This is a genomic window from Chitinimonas naiadis (genome assembly GCF_054780835.1).
The window spans coordinates 1,343,188-1,359,953 of the sequence record NZ_BAAGVO010000004.1 but is presented as its reverse complement, the minus strand read 5'-3'; the positions used below and the strand labels follow the sequence as shown (position 1 = coordinate 1,359,953).

The 16,766-nt window shown below is 61.3% G+C and carries 19 protein-coding genes; 11 read left to right on the top strand and 8 right to left on the bottom strand.

Annotation, left to right across the window (positions count from 1 at the left end):
* Positions 1-61: 61 nt before the first annotated feature.
* From ACYVHK_RS12595 to ACYVHK_RS12575, 5 genes are all read right to left on the bottom strand, one after another.
* Entirely contained in the window at positions 62-1,009 is a 948-nt protein-coding gene (locus ACYVHK_RS12595) for a tetratricopeptide repeat protein (protein WP_460532256.1), read from the bottom strand.
* Positions 1,010-1,100: 91 nt separating this feature from the next.
* Positions 1,101-2,954: an alpha/beta hydrolase family protein gene (locus tag ACYVHK_RS12590; protein WP_460532253.1), complete on the bottom strand. Its 1,854-nt coding sequence runs from the start codon at positions 2,952-2,954 to the stop codon at positions 1,101-1,103.
* A gap of 545 nt (positions 2,955-3,499) precedes the next feature.
* Positions 3,500-3,862, bottom strand: coding sequence for a hypothetical protein (locus ACYVHK_RS12585; RefSeq protein ID WP_460532250.1), 363 nt, complete (start codon positions 3,860-3,862; stop codon positions 3,500-3,502).
* A 162-nt stretch (positions 3,863-4,024) separates the two neighbouring features.
* Positions 4,025-4,429: a hypothetical protein gene (locus tag ACYVHK_RS12580; protein ID WP_460532247.1), complete on the bottom strand. Its 405-nt coding sequence runs from the start codon at positions 4,427-4,429 to the stop codon at positions 4,025-4,027.
* Between the two features lie 311 nt (positions 4,430-4,740).
* Positions 4,741-5,073 carry a cupin domain-containing protein gene (locus ACYVHK_RS12575; protein ID WP_460532244.1) on the bottom strand — a complete coding sequence of 111 codons (333 nt, stop codon included), beginning with the start codon at positions 5,071-5,073 and terminating at the stop codon, positions 4,741-4,743.
* A 171-nt stretch (positions 5,074-5,244) separates the two neighbouring features.
* Between ACYVHK_RS12575 and ACYVHK_RS12570 the strand changes: the two genes are divergently transcribed.
* The gene (locus tag ACYVHK_RS12570; RefSeq protein ID WP_460532241.1) at positions 5,245-6,444 is read left to right on the top strand and encodes a DUF1444 domain-containing protein; all 1,200 of its coding nucleotides are present in this window, start codon (positions 5,245-5,247) and stop codon (positions 6,442-6,444) included.
* 91 nt (positions 6,445-6,535) lie between these two features.
* Here ACYVHK_RS12570 and ACYVHK_RS12565 read toward each other — a convergent pair whose 3' ends face one another.
* From ACYVHK_RS12565 to ACYVHK_RS12555, 3 genes are all read right to left on the bottom strand, one after another.
* Positions 6,536-7,234, bottom strand: coding sequence for an amino acid ABC transporter permease (locus ACYVHK_RS12565; protein WP_460532238.1), 699 nt, complete (start codon positions 7,232-7,234; stop codon positions 6,536-6,538).
* Positions 7,231-7,974 (bottom strand): amino acid ABC transporter permease, encoded by a 744-nt coding sequence (locus ACYVHK_RS12560; RefSeq protein ID WP_460532235.1) that lies wholly within the window; start codon positions 7,972-7,974, stop codon positions 7,231-7,233. Before ACYVHK_RS12560 ends, ACYVHK_RS12565 begins: the two co-directional genes overlap by 4 nt.
* A gap of 71 nt (positions 7,975-8,045) precedes the next feature.
* Positions 8,046-8,849 carry an ABC transporter substrate-binding protein gene (locus ACYVHK_RS12555; protein WP_460532232.1) on the bottom strand — a complete coding sequence of 268 codons (804 nt, stop codon included), beginning with the start codon at positions 8,847-8,849 and terminating at the stop codon, positions 8,046-8,048.
* A 360-nt stretch (positions 8,850-9,209) separates the two neighbouring features.
* Between ACYVHK_RS12555 and ACYVHK_RS12550 the strand changes: the two genes are divergently transcribed.
* The 10 genes from ACYVHK_RS12550 to ACYVHK_RS12505 all read left to right on the top strand — a co-directional run bounded on the left by ACYVHK_RS12550 (position 9,210) and on the right by ACYVHK_RS12505 (position 16,762).
* Complete coding sequence (locus ACYVHK_RS12550; protein ID WP_460532229.1) at positions 9,210-9,785, top strand: Pvc16 family protein; 576 nt, start codon at positions 9,210-9,212, stop codon at positions 9,783-9,785.
* 25 nt (positions 9,786-9,810) lie between these two features.
* Positions 9,811-10,611: a hypothetical protein gene (locus tag ACYVHK_RS12545; protein WP_460532226.1), complete on the top strand. Its 801-nt coding sequence runs from the start codon at positions 9,811-9,813 to the stop codon at positions 10,609-10,611.
* 24 nt (positions 10,612-10,635) lie between these two features.
* Entirely contained in the window at positions 10,636-12,195 is a 1,560-nt protein-coding gene (locus tag ACYVHK_RS12540; protein WP_460532223.1) for a phage tail sheath family protein, read from the top strand.
* A gap of 83 nt (positions 12,196-12,278) precedes the next feature.
* On the top strand, positions 12,279-12,737 hold the full coding sequence (locus tag ACYVHK_RS12535; protein ID WP_460532220.1) for a phage tail protein: 459 nt from the start codon (positions 12,279-12,281) through the stop codon (positions 12,735-12,737).
* Positions 12,738-12,828: 91 nt separating this feature from the next.
* On the top strand, positions 12,829-13,347 hold the full coding sequence (locus ACYVHK_RS12530) for a phage tail protein (protein ID WP_460532217.1): 519 nt from the start codon (positions 12,829-12,831) through the stop codon (positions 13,345-13,347).
* A 3-nt stretch (positions 13,348-13,350) separates the two neighbouring features.
* A complete protein-coding gene (locus tag ACYVHK_RS12525) occupies positions 13,351-13,539 on the top strand; it encodes a hypothetical protein (RefSeq protein WP_460532214.1) in 189 nt (62 codons plus the stop codon).
* Complete coding sequence (locus ACYVHK_RS12520) at positions 13,540-14,238, top strand: CIS tube protein (protein ID WP_460532211.1); 699 nt, start codon at positions 13,540-13,542, stop codon at positions 14,236-14,238.
* Between the two features lie 3 nt (positions 14,239-14,241).
* A complete protein-coding gene (gene vgrG / locus ACYVHK_RS12515; protein WP_460532208.1) occupies positions 14,242-16,029 on the top strand; it encodes a type VI secretion system tip protein VgrG in 1,788 nt (595 codons plus the stop codon).
* Between the two features lie 17 nt (positions 16,030-16,046).
* Positions 16,047-16,346 (top strand): PAAR domain-containing protein, encoded by a 300-nt coding sequence (locus ACYVHK_RS12510; protein WP_460532205.1) that lies wholly within the window; start codon positions 16,047-16,049, stop codon positions 16,344-16,346.
* Positions 16,347-16,348: 2 nt separating this feature from the next.
* Positions 16,349-16,762, top strand: coding sequence for a GPW/gp25 family protein (locus ACYVHK_RS12505; RefSeq protein ID WP_460532202.1), 414 nt, complete (start codon positions 16,349-16,351; stop codon positions 16,760-16,762).
* Positions 16,763-16,766 lie beyond the last annotated feature (4 nt).

Here is a 16,766-nt window from a genome sequence, read left to right as displayed (position 1 = left end):
GCTCAAATCGGTTCAGGACCTGTAGATGGAACTCAGCCGGTGAGGACACGGGCACTGTAGATCATGATTTGGCTTGCGGTGTCATCATCGACTTGATGCGTTCTGCGGTGGCTTTCCGTTCGGCTTCCTTGCCGGTGTTCTGGTAGTACACCACGAGGTTTTTCAGGATGCTGACCACGTAGGGATGGTCAGGGCCCATCGTGCCTTCGACGATCGTCAGGGCGCGCATGCAAAGCGCTTTTGCTTCGTCGTCACGGCCGTTGACCAGGTAGACCCGGCCGAGGTTGTTCAGACCGATAGCGGTTTCAGGGTGGTCCGGGCCAAAGGCCTTTTCCCGGATATCCTTGGCGCGTTCGAACAGCGGGAGGGCATCCTTGTTCCTGCCCTGATTGAGCGCGACAAAGCCCAGATGCTCAAGGTTCAGCGCGACTTCCGGGTGATCCTTGCCGAGCTTTTCCTCGTTGATGGCCAGGGCTCGCTGCAGCAACGGTTCTGCCTTGGCATACTCCTTGGTGGTGATATAGAACGCACCGAGGTTGTTCAGCCCCTGGGCGACATCGGCATGCTTGGGGCCACGGGTCTTCTCCAGGATAGCCAGTGCGCGCAGGTAGAGCGGTTCGGCCTTGCTGAACTGTTCCGTGCCCTGGTACAGCGAGGCCAGGTTGTTGAGGCTCATGGCGACATTGAAGTGATTTGCACCAAACGCCTTCTCGCGCACGGCCAGCGCACGCTTGAGATAGGTCTCGGCCTGTTCGGCATTGCCGAGGTCGGCATAGATCTGGCCGATGCCGTTCAGGCTGGCTGAGACCTGTTCCGGATTGACCGGTTTGGCCTTCTCTGCCAGCGCGAGGCCGGCCTTGGCGGTTGCCAGCGCCTGGTCGAATTGGCCCTGGCGGTAGAGTGTTTCGGCCTGGGTGGTGAGCGTTTGCCACTGGCTCTCTGCGGCCAGGACGGGAAAGGCCGTCGCGGCGGCGAGCAGCAGCGCGGCTAGGGTGTGCTTGCGGAGCATGGTGTTTCCTTGACGGCGTGTGACGTAGGGCGGCATTTAAGCACAAAGCAGGGACCCGGGGCGTGCCGCCTGATACCGGTGAGCAAGTGGACTACTCATTACAGGTATGGTTCTGGGTCTTGTCGTTATGCACGGAATGGCTGGTGAACGGCGTTGCGCTTTGCGGTGTGGGGCCGAGATGCTTTTCCAGGAAAGTCAGCAACTTTTCGTAGTACAACTGCTTGTTGGCCTGGCGTTCCAGACCGTGCGCTTCGCCGGGAAAGACATACCATTCGCAGGGCTTCTTGAACGACTCCAGCGCCCGAACCATCTGGCGTGAGTGTGACAGCGGTACGCGCATGTCCGCGGTGCCATGCAGGAGCAGGACCGGCACCTGAATCTCCTTGGCCCGCTTGAGCGGCGACACTTCGGCAAATTTGGCCTGATCCTGTTTGCTGTCTCCGACCCAGCTTTGCATGAGCTCACGTGCGACGCTATTTTCGTTACGGTCAGAAGCATCCTTGAAGAAGTATTCGAGGTCGGAGACGCCGGCAAAGCTGACACCGCAGCGATAGAGCTGGGGTGTCTTGACCAGGCCATATAGCGCGGCGTAGCCGCCATAGCTGGCACCATAGATGCAGATGCGATCTGGGTCCGCGATACCCTGGTCGATCAGGTACTGCACGCCTGCCGTAATATCGTCCTGCATGGCCAGGCCCCACTGCCCGAAACCGGCTTCCATGAACTTGCGACCAAATCCACTGGACCCACGGAACTGCGGCTGGAGTACCGCGTAGCCTCGGCTCGCCAGTATTTGTACCTCGGCATTCCATTCCCAGTCGTCACGGGCTACGGGTCCACCGTGGATTGAGACGACCAGGGGCTGGGGTGTCTTGCTGTCTGAAGGCCGGGTCAGGTAGGCCGGAATCTTCATACCATCTTTGGCCGGATAGCTGATGATCTCCATGGGCCTCATCTGGGCAGGATCGATCTGTGGCTTGGCTTTGGCAATGAGGCGTGTGGACATGTCGGCCACATCCAGGAGCAGCCATTGTCCTGGGTCGGTATCGCTGAACGAGCGGACCAGTACGCGAGTATCTGGGTTGCCGGATAAGGCATTGATCCGGTTAGGTAGGGCCTTGTCGACCGCCTCCTGGATGCTGCCCCAGCGTGGGTCAAGCCAGTAGCGTCTCGTTTTCATGCCATTGGTGGTGACGCTACGAAGCTCGCCTGACTGGATACCGCTGGCGTTGAGGATGTCTTGGGTCGGATGACCCACCAGCAAGTCGCCGATCTGACGCTTGCGGGTGTCGTATTCGAAGACAGCTTTGGTGTCGCGCCCGATGCTGGAGCTGACGATCAACTGGTTATCCTGCTCCGGAACACTGATCGGCACCCAGAAATTGTCGGTCAACTTGAAGTCGGCCAGTTTTTCCCAAGGGGCATCGCCGCGCGGTTTATACCAGTTGCTGATCGTGGTGGTGCTTTGCCAGAGCGAGCTGCTGTGCATGGTGAGGGCGCGCAGTTCGCCATGTTTGTCAAAAGCCCATCCCATGGCGGTGCCGGATGTCGGGATGCGAAAGTTCGTCACCTTGCCGGTCCGTGCATCTGCTTTGGCCACTTCCGGTACCGGGCCGGTAGTGAATACCAGCAAGGTAGTGGATTCTGGATTGTCCTCCTCGGCTTTGCCGATGATGCCGGCGCCGATGTCGGCAACCTTGTTGCCATTGAGGTCCATCGATTCGGCCCTGGCGCCATAACTGACAGCCAGCAAGTCATTGCTGACCCATAGCACATTCTGAGGGTTCTTCCGGTACACGCTGAAACCCGCCTCGCCGATGCTGCCGCTGACCAGTAGACGGGAGTCGAGCGTGTCGGCATCGATCAGGACCAGGCCAGTATTGCGGCCCTTGTAGCCGATGGCAGCAATGTGCTTGCCATCGGGAGACAGCCTGGCGCCAATCATGCCCCTGGGGGCCAATGCGTCATCCAGCGTGAGGGCGTGAGCTGCGCTGACGGAAAGAAGCAGGACGAGCGTTGGCAGGAGGCCAAGGCGGTTAAGGACTTGTCTGACAGGTTTGTTGAACGTACTTGGTGGTTCTGGAGATGTGCTAGCGGTGCTGCGGAAAATAGCGTCCGACATAATTTTGAGTATGTATTCCAGATATTTTCAGGTGGGCGATAGGCGTTGTTACCGTGCACTGCTTTGGGCCGGACTGCGCTTGGGTACGCATGCGAGCAACGGGTTTACCGGGTGCTTTCTGTTGCGACAAAGGTAGTCAGGCTGAAGTCTTCCGCTTCTTGATTTTTGTAAGCGGCGGGATGATCGCATTGCGCTCGCGGCGCGGCTATCCACCAAATGGGGGAAAGGCGCTGAGAGGTAGACATCACCTGGCTACACGGGTTGGTATGCAAAAAAAAGCCCCGGCCAACCGTTGCCGGTTGCCGGGGTAGAGTGACTCCACGAAGAAAACGGTGCCTGGGGTAAGAGGCTGAACCCCGAGGGCTTGATCAAGGGTTGGTGCTGTACCAGGGCTCGTCCGATGCCTTTGCGAGGTTCGCGACCTTGATGTTGGCGCTGCCGCCGGCCACTTGCCGGGGCGCTGCCTTGGCCTTGATCACGATTTTCTCGTCCTGGTTCCCGGCATTCACGAACTGGCTGTTATAGGCGTCTTCCGAGAAGGCGAACACAGCCTTGGTATCGCGTTGCTTGGGCAGGGTAGGGGCGGCGGCCTTGGCGGCAGCTTGGGCCTCTGCGCTGAATTGGCTGTTGTAAGCGTCTTCGGAGAAGGTGAACACCGAGCCGGCGGCGGATGCCTGGACAAAGGCGAGGCCAAGGGTGGAGGCAACAAGCAGTTTGGCAATGCGGTTCATGATGGTGTTCCTTTCTGTGAGCGGATCGAGGTCTCGTACTGAGCGAGCCGGATGCGCTATAAAATTAGTGTGCTAAGTATTTGTTTGTATAACAAGGATGGTTGACGGGTTGTGCTGCTCGCTTTGTGCGGGCTGGCAGCGCGAGCAGCGCACCCTGTTCCATCATGGGTTGGTGCTGTACCAGGGTTCGTCGGCTGTTTTGGCGAACGCAACCTGCTTGATGACGCCGGCACTACCGGCGGCTACTTTGTGGGCATCACGGCCGGTGCGGCTTTGTGCCAGCAGTTCTGCGCTGGTGTTGTTGCGGCGGAACGCATCGGTGTTGTCTGGGCTGACGCGGGCCTTGCCGGCGATCACGATGGTGTCGGACGCGGCAGCCTTGTTGCTGGTGGCGCGGAAGGCATCGGTATTGTCAGGCGAGACGAACTGGCTGTTGTAGGCATCTTCGGAGAAGCTGAAGACCGGTGCACGGCGGACGTCGTCGGTGTAGCTGGTGCCGGCTGCGGAAGCTTGTACCAGGGCCAGGCCGAACAGGGAGGCGGAGAGCAGTTTGATGGCGTTGTTCATGATGTGAATCCTTTCAATGTTTTTCGTGATTCGATGATTGGGATGACACAGTCCGGTTATTCATTTACTGCTAAATATTAGCGCGCTAACAAAATAAACGGACATTGCTGTTTCACTGCGCTCTACCAAACGATGCTACTGGTCAGTGGAGCCGGTAGCGAGAAGGGGCGGTAGTGCTTGTTGGCCCTGTGTCTCGCTGCCATGGACTGCAATATACATATCGCGCTAACTATTAGCAAGCAAATTAAAATGCCGTTCGTCGGCGCCGGGAACGAAGAGGGTGTGCCCCTCTGGCTGTGAAAGGCCGGGCGTTAACGACGATGGAGCACCAGCGTGATCAGCAATACGGCATCGCTGACGCACTGCACCGAATGGGGCTCGGCATCTTGCAGGTAGACGAGGTTCCCGGCTTGCAGGGTATGGATCTGGTCATGGCAGAACAGGGTGATCTCGCCGCTCAGGCATTGCAGGGTCATGGCGCCGGCTGCCCGGTGCTCCTGCATCTGTGTGCCGGCGAGCATGGCCAGGCTGAATACCTCGATGTGGTCGTCCCTGATCAAGGTGCGGGACAAGTCCGTCCATGGTCCGGTGGTGCTCAGTGCGATGCGGACCAGATCACCTGACTTGGCATGTGGAATAGCCATGTAAAGCCTCTCTGTAACGTGTGCGTTGCCAGTTAAGGAGTGTCGACCTGCGCAGCGCCAAAGGGAATGGCCGTAAGTCAGGCTGGCGGACCTATTGGCACCCGTGCCCCGGCACGGCTCCCCGGTTTGGGCATAATGATCTCCCGTTCCCTCCTTCAGAGCACCCTGTGCATGTCTTTCCTGGACCGCATTTTCAAACCTTCCCGTGATGCTTTCGCCATGAAGTATCTGGCGGGTTTGCGTGAACTGGGGGATCAACGGCCCTGGCGTTACGACGGCGGCAGGTTTCATCTGGTGCTGGAAGGTGGGGAGGCCGATCAGGCGGTGATCAGTCTGGGCACCATGTATGCCGAGCACTGTGCCCTGCCACGCAAGCAGCGGGCGCAGCAGCTGCAGAATGTGGTCCGGGCGATGGTATCCGAGGTACCGCAGCAGTTTGCGCTGGCGAAGGCGAACCTCCTGCCGGCGATCAAGCATCTGACCGAGCGGGAGCAAGCGGCCCTGATGCTGGACGCGCATGAGCGACGGACCTCGTTCCCCGCCCAGTCCTTGTGCGGGGAACTTGAGGTCGCGGTGATGTATGACAGCGAGTTCAGCATGTCCCGGCTGACAGCCAAGCAGTTCAGCGAGTGGGGTGTGCGCTTCGAGGATGCGCTGGCGGTGGCGATGGAAAATCTGCGTGATCGCTCCGTGACGCCCATGCAAGCGGTGGTGCCGGGTCTGTATGTATCGGACTGGGGTGATTACTTTGATGCGTCCCGCATGTTGCTGACGGATTTGTTGTATCGACATTCGATCAGTGGTGCGCCGGTGGTGATGGTACCCAACCGTACCTGCCTGTTGCTGACGGGCGATCGGGACGAGGCGGGGCTGACCCGCATGCTGGCGCTGGCGGAAGAGGTACTGGCACAGCCGCGGCCGCTATCGGCGCAGATGCTGCGCTGGGACGGCGGGCAGTGGACGGTGTTCCAGCCGTCGATCGTGGCAGAGAAACTGGGTGAACTGCAGTTTGCGGATCTGGCCAATAGCTACGGTGTACAGAAAGAACTGCTGGATGAGCAGCATGAACGGGGTGAGGTCGACATCTTCGTCGCCACGTTCATGGCGATGCGCGATAAGGAAAATGGCAGGTTGTTCAGTGTCAGTACCTGGTCCAATGGCGTGCATACGCTGCTGCCGGTGACGGATTCCGTCGCCCTGCGTAGCGATGATTCGGAGGGGCACCTGTTGGTGGCCTGGGCCGACCTGCAGCAAGTGTGCGGCGCCTTGATGCAGGCGACGGAAGATTATCCGCCGCGCTACGAGGTACGGGCTTATCCCGATGCTGCGCAACTGGCGGCCCTGGCCGAGCGCACCGGGAAAGTCGCGTGAGTGATGGATGGATCGCCCGGCTGGTCGGTAGCCTGTGACCGAGTCGGCTTCGAGAAACCTAAAGTACAGTTGAAGATGGCGTTCTTCTGACCTAGGCGGCTGCGGTCCTTCCCGTGGGTGGCCAACGCCGTTGTGCCCAGCCGCCCAGTAGCGATAGTCCACCGCAGAGCAGGAAATAGCTCAGGGCGATGAAGCAGAAGATTTCCAGCGGGTAGATCTGTTCACGGTTATTGACCTGATTGGCGACAAAGGTGAGTTCGGCAACGCCGACCACATAGGCGAGCGAGGTGTCCTTGATCAGCGTGATCCACTGATTGACGAAGGACGGCACCATGATGCGGAGTGCCTGCGGCAGGATCAGGACCCTCAGCACCTGCAGCGGTGTGAAGCCCAGCGACAGACCCGCCTGCCATTGCCCCTCGCCCACGGCATCAATGCCGGCCCGGACCGACTGGCTGAGATAGGCGGCGCTGATCAGGGCGAGCGCGGCGATCACGGTGGCGACGCCCGGGACATCCAGCCCGAACAGGATGGGCAGCAGGAAATAGCACCAGAAAATCAGCATGAGTACCGGAATGGCGCGCAGTACGGCGATGAGGACAGTCAGTCCCCGGCGCAGCCAGGGTGGCCCCATGACCAGCAGGATGCCACCCAGCAGGCCGCCGATGGATGCCAGGAGGCCAGCGACGAGGCTCATGCAGAGTGTGAGTAGCAGGCCGCCGACGGCGCCCTCCGGCCAGTTGCCGAGCAGCAGGTAGCGCAGGTTGTTGCCAATCAGTTCGAGGTTCATCGTGACCACTGCCTCTCGGGTTGCTGGCGGAGCTGGCCCAGCGCCTGGCTGATCAGGATGAAGACCAGGTACAGCAAGGTGGCCACGGCAAAGGACTGGAAGGTGAGCAAGGTGGCGCTCTCCACCTGGCGGGAGCGGTAGGACAGCTCGGCGACACCGATGGTCATGGTTAGCGAGGTGTTCTTGATGGCGCCGGTGTACTGGCCCAGTAATGGATGGCGCACGATGGCCCAGGCCTGCGGCAGGATGATCCAGCGAAAGCCCTGCCAGGGCGTCATGCCCAAGGCCAGTGCCGCCTGTCTTTGCTCCTTGCGCACGCCGTTGATGCCGGCCGCCAGTTCCTCGGCGATGAAGGCCCCGCTATAGCAGGCGAGCGCGACCCAGGCGGCCAGGAATTCGAAGGAGGGCCAGGGCAGGGCCAGACCGAGCGGCAGCGCCAGCGCGCGTGGCGTGTTGAGCCAGATCAGCACGGATTCCGGAAACAGGCTGGGCACGGCGAAGTACCAGAGCAGTAGTTGCACCAGCAGCGGGGTATTACGCAGGACGGCCAGTACGGATTGCGCGGCCCAGCGGGCCGGCGGAAGACGGCTTTGCTTGAGCGTGGTCAGCACAATGCCGGCCAGGGTGGCACTCAGGCAGACCAGCAGCGATAGCCAGGCGGTCAGCAGCAGGCCTTGCAGCAGCCAGCCGAGGTAGTGGGCGTCGAGCCAGTTCTGGCCTAGCCAGGCGGGGGGAGCCATGGATTGTTTTCACCGATCGGAAAAGCACACGCCGCCGGCTTGCCGGCGGCGTCGGTAGGGCAGAGGGACGATCAGGTCTGGTCGCCGATCTTGAATTCACGCGGCAGCGGGGCCTTGGACTTAGGGCCAAACCAGCGGTCGTGGATCTGCTGGGCTTCGCCCTTCTTTTCCAGTTCCTGCAGCGTGTCGTTCACCAGCGCGACCAGCCGGGTCTCACCCTTGGGCAGGCCGATGGCCTGGTATTCGCGGGTCAGGGTGATGGGGGCGATCTCGTACTTCTGCTTGTCCGGCGCCAGGGCCAGCAGGGCGACCAGCTTGGCGCCATCCTGGCTGACGGCCTGGACGTTACCGTTACGCAGTGCGGTGAAGGCCAGCGGGGTATCGTCGTAGGCAACGACGGTGGTCTTAGGGTATTTCTCGCGCAGCAGGTTTTCCTGGGTGGTGCCCTTGTCGACGGCAACCCGCAGGCCGGCGAGCTGCTCGACGGTCTTGAGCGTATTCTTGCGCGCCAGGAACTGCTGGCCGGTGGAGAAGTAAGGGATGCTGAACTCGACCTGCTTGCGACGTTCCTCGGTCACGGTGAAGTTGGCAGCCACCAGGTCGGCCTTACCGGCGACCAGCAGGGGAATCCGGTTGGCCGGATTGGTCGGCACCAGCTCGACCTTCACACCGAGCTTCTTGGCGATGGCCTTGGCCACATCGACATCCAGCCCGTTGATCTGACGGGTATCGGCGTCCAGGAAGCCAAATGGCGGATTGCTGTCGAAGGCGGCGACGCGCAGTACGCCGGCCTTCCGGATATCGTCCAGGCGATCTGCCAGTACGGGCAGTGATAGGCCAGCCAGGGTCAGGGCCAATACGAGGGGGTGTTTCATAGCGCCTCCGGTAGGATGGGTTGTGGGGTCTGATGGCCGCATCGTGGCGGCTTCGTTCTTGCTGGTGCCCAGACTACCGAGTATTTATTATTCCAATAAATTATTAATAATGCTAATTGCAATAGCCATTGGTTATTTATAAGTACGCCGGACCCGGTCCGTAAGTGGGCCTTCGCTGACTGGCTATTCCTTCCCCAGGCTGGGTTCTCAGCCAAATCTCAGCAATTCCGAATCGAAAATCAGACTCCGCCCGATATCCAGGTGGCAACCGTGGGTCAATCATGGCGGCATGGAGTTGCGGTCGGCCTCGGGCCTGATCCGCAGCGGGATTTTGCAAGGCAACCGTGAGGCAACACCACCGTGATCGATGCGGCCATAGGCCATCTTGCCGGGCAGCTCAACCAGCACCTGCGGCGCTGCTTTGATCTGGCCGAGGACATCGTGGTGGTCTCCAACCTGCAGGAGCCGGATGGCGCTGCGGTGCCGGCGGTGGGCAACAAGCTGGTGCTGTTCCTGAACGGTATTGAGCGGGATACGGCGGCGTATCGGGCGCAGGGACAGGGGACGGCGGCACAGCCGACCCGTGTCGTCGGCTCCGAGCCGGTGTTCCTGAACCTGATGGTGATGTGCGCGGCGACCTTCAGTGGTCACAGCTATCCGGAGGCGCTGAAGTTCCTGTCGAGCGCGATTGCGTTCTTCCAGAGCAAGCCGGTGCTGGACCACCAGAACACGCCGGAGCTGGACCCGCGGCTGGAGCGGTTGATCCTGAATATCGAGAACCTCAACAGCAGCGAGATGCACAGCTTGTGGACCATACACGGCGGCCGCTACATGCCATCGGTGCTGTACCGGGTGAGGATGGTGAGTCTGGACGGCGACCACGTCACGCGCCGCGAGGTGCTGGTCCGCGAGACGGATACCAGGGTGGCGGGTTGATGCGGTTTGCAAGGAGACGGCTCGGATGACGCGCTACCGATTGCTAGCCAGTGTGCGTATCGAGCATGGCTATTACGCCGATACCTGGCCGCGTGGTGTGCTGCTGCAGCCAGTGCCGGAAACCGTGTTGTTCCTGGAACGGTTTGGCCTGGTGGTGAAGTCGGACGGCAGCCAGTTGGCGCTGATTGTGGATGAAGCACGACTGCCGGGTATCTGGAGTGAGCGCGACGACGAAGCAGGGCCGCGCAGCCTGCGGATCAGGTTGTGGTCTTCGGACCCGCATGTCGCCTTCTGCACCGATACCTCGGACCTGCCGCAATTGTTCGAGCCGGATGCGGGTTCACCCTTGCAGTTGCGGGCCACAGCCAGCCTGAAGATGGACGATCGCGTGCTGGAGGCCGGCCTGCTGGCAGAGCTGGCACTACCGCTGGTACCGCCCGGCGTGAGCGATCAGGCAGCCTGGATCACCGGCTTGGGCAGCGAATACCGACTCCGGCTGGAGGCGCGCAGCACGGTGTGGAAGTACCTGCTGATCGGCGATTGGCCGGTGCCGGATGTTCGGCTGGTAGATATGCGCAACGAGGTGCTGTTCTCGGTGCCGGAAGCCGAGGCGCTGCCCAACGGTACGACCGCCTGGGTGATCCGCTCGCTGTCGGCAATACGGCTGCAGGAGCGCGGTGGGCAGCGTTTCCAGTTGCGTAGCGGGCCGCCAGCGGCCGAACGAATCTTGATAGGGCGACTGCCACTGGCGGCGCCCGCAGGACTGAGGCACGAGCCGGTGCATGGGCAGATGGCTGCGGTCTCGGAAATCTTTATCAACCGTTGATTTCCCTCTAGAGGAGCTTGAGAGATGGGTGCAATGAAGACGCCTGGCGTCTATATCGTCGAAAAGAATGCCTTCCCCAACTCCGTGGTGGAAGTCGCAACGGCCGTGCCGGCGTTTATCGGCCATACCCAGAAGGCGGACAACCGCAACAAACCGCTGACGCTCAAGCCCTGGCGCATCAGTTCCATGACCGAGTACCACCAGTACTTCGGTTTTGGTCCCAGCCCGCGCTTCAATATTGTGGAGAACACCGATGCCTCACGTCTGCCGGCCTTCAGCCTGGGCGACAAGGGCTATGTGCTCGAGCAGCCGGCTGGCAAGGATGGCGGCAGCTACGGCCTCTACTATGCTCTGCGACACTTCTTCCAGAACGGTGGCGGGCCCTGCTACATCGTCTCGGTAGGTGATTACAACCAGGACCTGGATATCGACAAGTTCGAAGCCGGTATCAAGGAGCTGGAGAAGGAGCAGGAGCCGACCATGCTGGTGATTCCGGAGGCGGTGAAGCTCTCGTTCCAGTCCTGTATCGACCTGCAGGTCGCCATGCTGGCCCATTGCGGCGGCACCATGCGCAACCGGGTGGCCATTCTCGATGTGTGGGAGGGCTACAAGCCGCGCAACGATCCGGATGGCGACCCGGTGGCCAATTTCCGCGGCAAGCTCGGCATCAACTACCTGGACTTCGCGGCGGCCTATTACCCTTGGCTCAACAGTTCGGTGATCGGTGAAAAGGACCTCACCTACGAGAACATCGCCAGCGATTCCATTGATCTGCTCAAGCAACTGCTGCGCGATGACCTGCAATTGCCGGCCGATGCCGCCAAGGCGACGCCGAAGGAAAAAAGCTACCTCGATGCCATCGACGATATCAACAAGGACTGGAAGGCGGGCGACGCCACGATGTCCGAGCTGGATATCGAGAACAACAAGGCCTTGCTCAACAAAACCCTGACCTCGGTCAGCGGCCTGTTCAACACCATCATCGGTGAGGCCCGGCAGCAACTGAACCTGATGCCGCCAAGCCCCGCCATGGCGGGCATCTACACCATGGTCGACAACAGCCGTGGTGTCTGGAAGGCACCGGCCAATGTCAGCCTGGCTGGCGTGGTATCGCCGACCGTGAGCATCTCGGCCGTGGATCAGGAGGACCTCAATGTCACCGCCCAGGGCAAATCCATCAACGCCATCCGCAGTTTCATCGGCGAGGGGGTGCTGGTATGGGGGGCGCGGACGCTGGATGGCAACAGCCTCGATTGGCGCTACATCAACGTGCGCCGGACCATGATCATGCTTGAGGAATCCTGCCGCCTGGCTGCCAAGGCGCTGGTGTTCGAGCCGAACGTTGCCAATACCTGGGTCACCATCCGCAGCATGATCCAGAACTTCCTGACCAATATCTGGAAGCGTGGCGGACTGGCCGGTGCGGTGCCGGAGGATGCCTTCAGCGTGCATGTGGGGTTGGGGGAGACGATGACGCCCGAGGACATCCTGGAGGGCGTACTGCGGGTCACCGTGCTCGTCGCCATGGTCCGCCCGGCCGAGTTCATCGAAATCACCTTCCAACAGCAGATGCAGAAATCCTGAGGCGTACGCGCCCTGACCAAGACCCGACGGGCATCCCACAGGTGGATGCCCGTCGATAGATCGAGCATTGACGGAGAAATCTCATGGCAGACGATGGTTCGAAACAATCCACGAATGTATGGCCGATACCCAAATTCCATTTCCAGGTGAAGTGGGACAAGACTGTCATGTCCTTCGAGGAGGTATCCGGGCTGGATGTCGAGGCGCAGTTGATCGAATACCGGCAAGGCGATAGCCCGCAGTTCTCCACGGTCAAGATGCCGGGCCTCAAGAAGTTCGGCAACGTGACCATGAAGAAGGGCGTGTTCAAGGCGGATAACAAGTTCTGGGACTGGTTCAACCAGATCAAGATGAACACCATCAAGCGCGTGCCGGTGATCATCAGCCTTCTGGACGAAGCCGGCAAACCGACCATGGTGTGGACGCTGGCCAATGCCTGGCCGTCCAAGATCACCGGGACGGACCTCAAGGCCCAGGGTAATGAAGTGGCGGTCGAGACCATCGAGATCGTCCACGAAGGCCTGACCATCGCCAACAAGTAGGGCGGGTCAGCCTTGACAGGGGGCGCGGGCGGGGCTGTTGAGGCTCCCTGCCGCGCCAACGCGCCAGCCTGATTGATCTTGGATTCTGTCTATGCCAGGCCCACCGCCACCTCCGCCGCCAGGGCGAGCCGGACTGCCACCACCACCGGCGACCAATAGCGACAATGTGTTCATGCCGGTGGCGTTCCATTTCCGGGTCAGCATCAGCGGCTTTGGCAATACGGCAGACAGCAGCTTCCAGGAGGTGTCCGGCATCACCCAGAAGATGGAGGTGCAGGACCTGAAGGAAGGGGGCGAGAACCGCTTCCAGCACAAGCTGCCGACGGGCATCAAGCAGCAGAACCTGACCTTGAAGCGGGGCATCGCGGACAACCAGTCGCCATTGATGAAATGGTGCAAGACCGTGCTGGAAGGCGGGCTGGAGGTGCCGATCAGTCCACGTTCGGTGCGGATCAGCCTGTGCGATGCCAACCGCGACCCGGTACGGGTCTGGGTGTTCCACAACGCGTTTCCGGTGAGCTGGAGCGTGGATCCTTTCAACTCGACCAAGAACGATGTGGCGATAGAGACCATCGAGCTTGCCTACCTGTACGCAGAAAGGATGCAGTAGACCATGACGATCGAAGTGCGCCAGATGGTGATCAAGTCCGAGGTGGAAGCAGGCGGTGACGATGCGCAAGGCCAGGCCCGCGATGAACATGCGGGTGACGAGGCCGACTTGGCATCACACGAGCGTGGGTTGGCGCAGGCGGATGCCGTGCGCGAAGCCATAGCCCGCCAGGCGCGGCTGCGGGAGCGATAGATGAGCAACCTCTCGGGAGAAAAGACGCCGCTCAAGATGACGGTCTGCAGCGATGTGGATGGCGTAGTCTCGCCCATGAGCGACCCGGCCAAGTCGATCTCGCTGTTGATCAACCCGTCGCAACTGAAGGTAGGGCGCAAGACCAACTTCAGCAAGCAGAGCCCGCTGGGTGACCCTGGCACGGGGCGCAAGTTCAGCCATATGCAGCCGGTGACGCTGAGTTTCTCGGTGGTATTCGACGGCACCGGCGTAGTACCGCGCCCGCCGGGTACCCGCATGCCGCGCGAGGTCGAAGACCAGCTCGATGCGTTGAGTGGCGTGATCTATTCCTACGTGGGCAACAAGCATGAGCCCAATATCGTGCAGGTACTGTGGGGCAGTCTGCTGTTTACCGGCCGGCTGACTTCCTTCAGTACGGACTACACCTTGTTCAAGCCCAGTGGTGCGCCGCTGAGGGCGACCTCGTCGCTGGCGTTCGACTCCTACATGAGCACCAAGGAGAGCCGTCTGGCCGCCAACAAGAGCTCGCCCGACCTGAGCCATGCCGTGCTGGTGCGCTCGGGCGATACCCTGCCGCTGCTGTGCCATCGCGTCTACGGCGACAGCCGTTATTACCCCGAGGTGGCCCGCTTCAACGGCCTGCGCCAGTTCCGCGCCCTGGAACCCGGCAGTACCCTGCATTTTCCGCCGCTGGAGTAGGCCATGCCCAGCTCACCCCTGCTCGATAGCGATGGCCCCCTGCGCGTGACGGTGAAGTGCGATGGTACGGCGCATCCCGAGCTGGAATTGCTGTCGGCGACCGTACGCCATAGCCTCAACCGGCTGCCCTGGGCGGAGCTGGTGATCGAGGATGGCGACATGCCGGAAGGCACCTTCCCGACCAGTGATGCCGATACCTTCAAGCCCGGCAGTGCCGTCGTGATCATGGCTGGCTATGGCGACGATGAGGCCGAGATTTTCTCCGGCATCGTCGTGCGGCACGGCGTGAAGATCGATGGCCAGAATGCGGCACGGCTGGTGGTGGAGTGCCGCGACAAGGCTTGCAAGATGGCGATAGGCCGTCGCAATGCCAACCATGTGGACAAGCTCGACAGCGACATCATCAGCGGACTGATCGGCACCTATGGCCTGACCGCGACGGTCGAGGCCACCACGCTGCAGCACAAGGAGCTGGTGCAGTACTACAGCAGTGATTGGGATTTCATGTTGGCACGGGCCGAGGTCAACGGCCTGCTGGTCAACGTGCGAGCCGGCGAGGTCACCGTCAAGCCGCCGCAGACCGATGCCGAGCCGGTACTGGCGGTAGCCTGGGGCGCGGACCTGGTGGCTTTCCATGCCGATATCGATGCCCGATTGCAATACACCGAGGCGCAGGCTACCGCCTGGGACCCGAAGAACCAGGCCGTCGTGCAGGGCAATGCAGCCAAGCCGGTTGCTCTCAATGCGCAGGGCAATCTGACCGGTGCCACGCTGGCTGAAATTGCCAGCCCTGCGACCTTCGTACTGCAGACCGCCACCAGCCAGGAAGCCGCGATGCTGACCGACTGGGCCAAGAGCCTGCAACAGAAGGCCGCGCTGGCACGCATCCGTGGGCATATGCGCTTTGCCGGCAGTGCCAAGGCGGTACCGGGCTGCCTGATCGACGTCCAGTATGTCGGCGCGCGCTTCAAGGGGCCGGTATTTGTCAGCACGGTGGAGCATGTGCTGGCCGATGGTAACTGGCAGACCGAGGTCGAGTTCGGCATGGACCCGAACTGGCATATGGCGCGCGAGGATGTGATGGCGCCGGCCAATGGCGGCCTGCTGCCCGGTGTCGGCGGCCTGCAGATCGGCGTGGTGCTCAAGCTCGATGGCGACCCCAAGGGCGAGCAGCGGATACAGGTCAAGCTGCCGGTCATGCAAGCGCAGACCGAAGGCGTGTGGGCGCGGCTGCTGCAGTTCTATGCCTCAAATGCCTTCGGCGCCTTCTTTCTGCCCGAGGTAGGGGATGAGGTGATCATCGGCTACCTCAATGACGATCCGTCCCACCCGGTGGTGCTGGGTTCGCTCTACAGCAGCGGGCGCACGCCGCCGTATGCGCTGGAGGCAGCCAACAATACCAAGGCCATCGTCACCCGTGCCAAGCACAAGATCGAGTTCAACGAAGAGGACAAGATCATCACCATCACCACTCCGGCCAACAACAAGGTGGTGCTGGACGACAAGGACAAGTCCATCCTGCTGCAGGACCAGAACAACAACAGCATAAAGCTCTCCACCGACGGCATTGCGCTCGATACCCCCTACGACATCAAGCTCACCGCCAAGGGTGGCATCACGCTCAGTGCGGTGAACGCGATCGAGCTCAAGGCGCAGGCGGACGTGAAGGCCAGCGGGCTAAATATCAGCTGCGAGGCGCAGGTTGGTTTTACCGGCAAGGGGTCGGCCACCGCCGAGCTTTCCGCTGCCGGGCAGACCACCGTCAAGGGCGCCATGGTGATGATCAACTGACCGCCACGGAGACCACCATGCCCCCCGCCGCCCGCCTGACCGATATGCACACCTGCCCCATGGTAACGCCTGGCCTGCCACCGATTCCGCACGTCGGCGGGCCGGTGATCGGCCCTGGCGTGCCCACGGTGCTGATCGGCAAGCTGCCGGCGGCCGTGGTGGGCGACAACGCGGTCTGTGTCGGCCCGCCCGATGCGATCGTCAAGGGGTCGGCAACGGTCATGATAGGCAGCCGTCCGGCCGCTCGGGTCGGCGATCCGACCGCCCATGGCGGCAGCATCGTCATGGGGCTGCCCACCGTGATGATAGGAGGCTGATGATGAGTGTCTTCCTGGGGCGCGGCTGGAGTTTTCCCCTGCGGTTCGACCCGCGTACCAAGCAGGTCGCGATGGCGGTCGATGTCGAGGATATCGAGGAGAGCCTGCGCATCCTGCTCAGCACGAACCCCGGTGAGCGGGTGATGCTGCCGGCCTATGGCTGCGGTATACGCCGCATGGTATTCGAGACGCTGAACGAGAATACGGTGACGGAACTCAAGGAGCTGGTCCGCAAGGCCATCCTGTTCTTCGAGCCGCGCATCACCCTCAATGGATTGGAGGTGATCGCACCGGATGCACTGAACGGACGGCTGGATATCCAGATCGACTACAGCGTTCGCACCACCAATACCCGCCATAACCTGGTCTACCCGCTTTACCTGCAGCAGGCGACCGATCCTGTGAGTGCGGGGTAGCCGA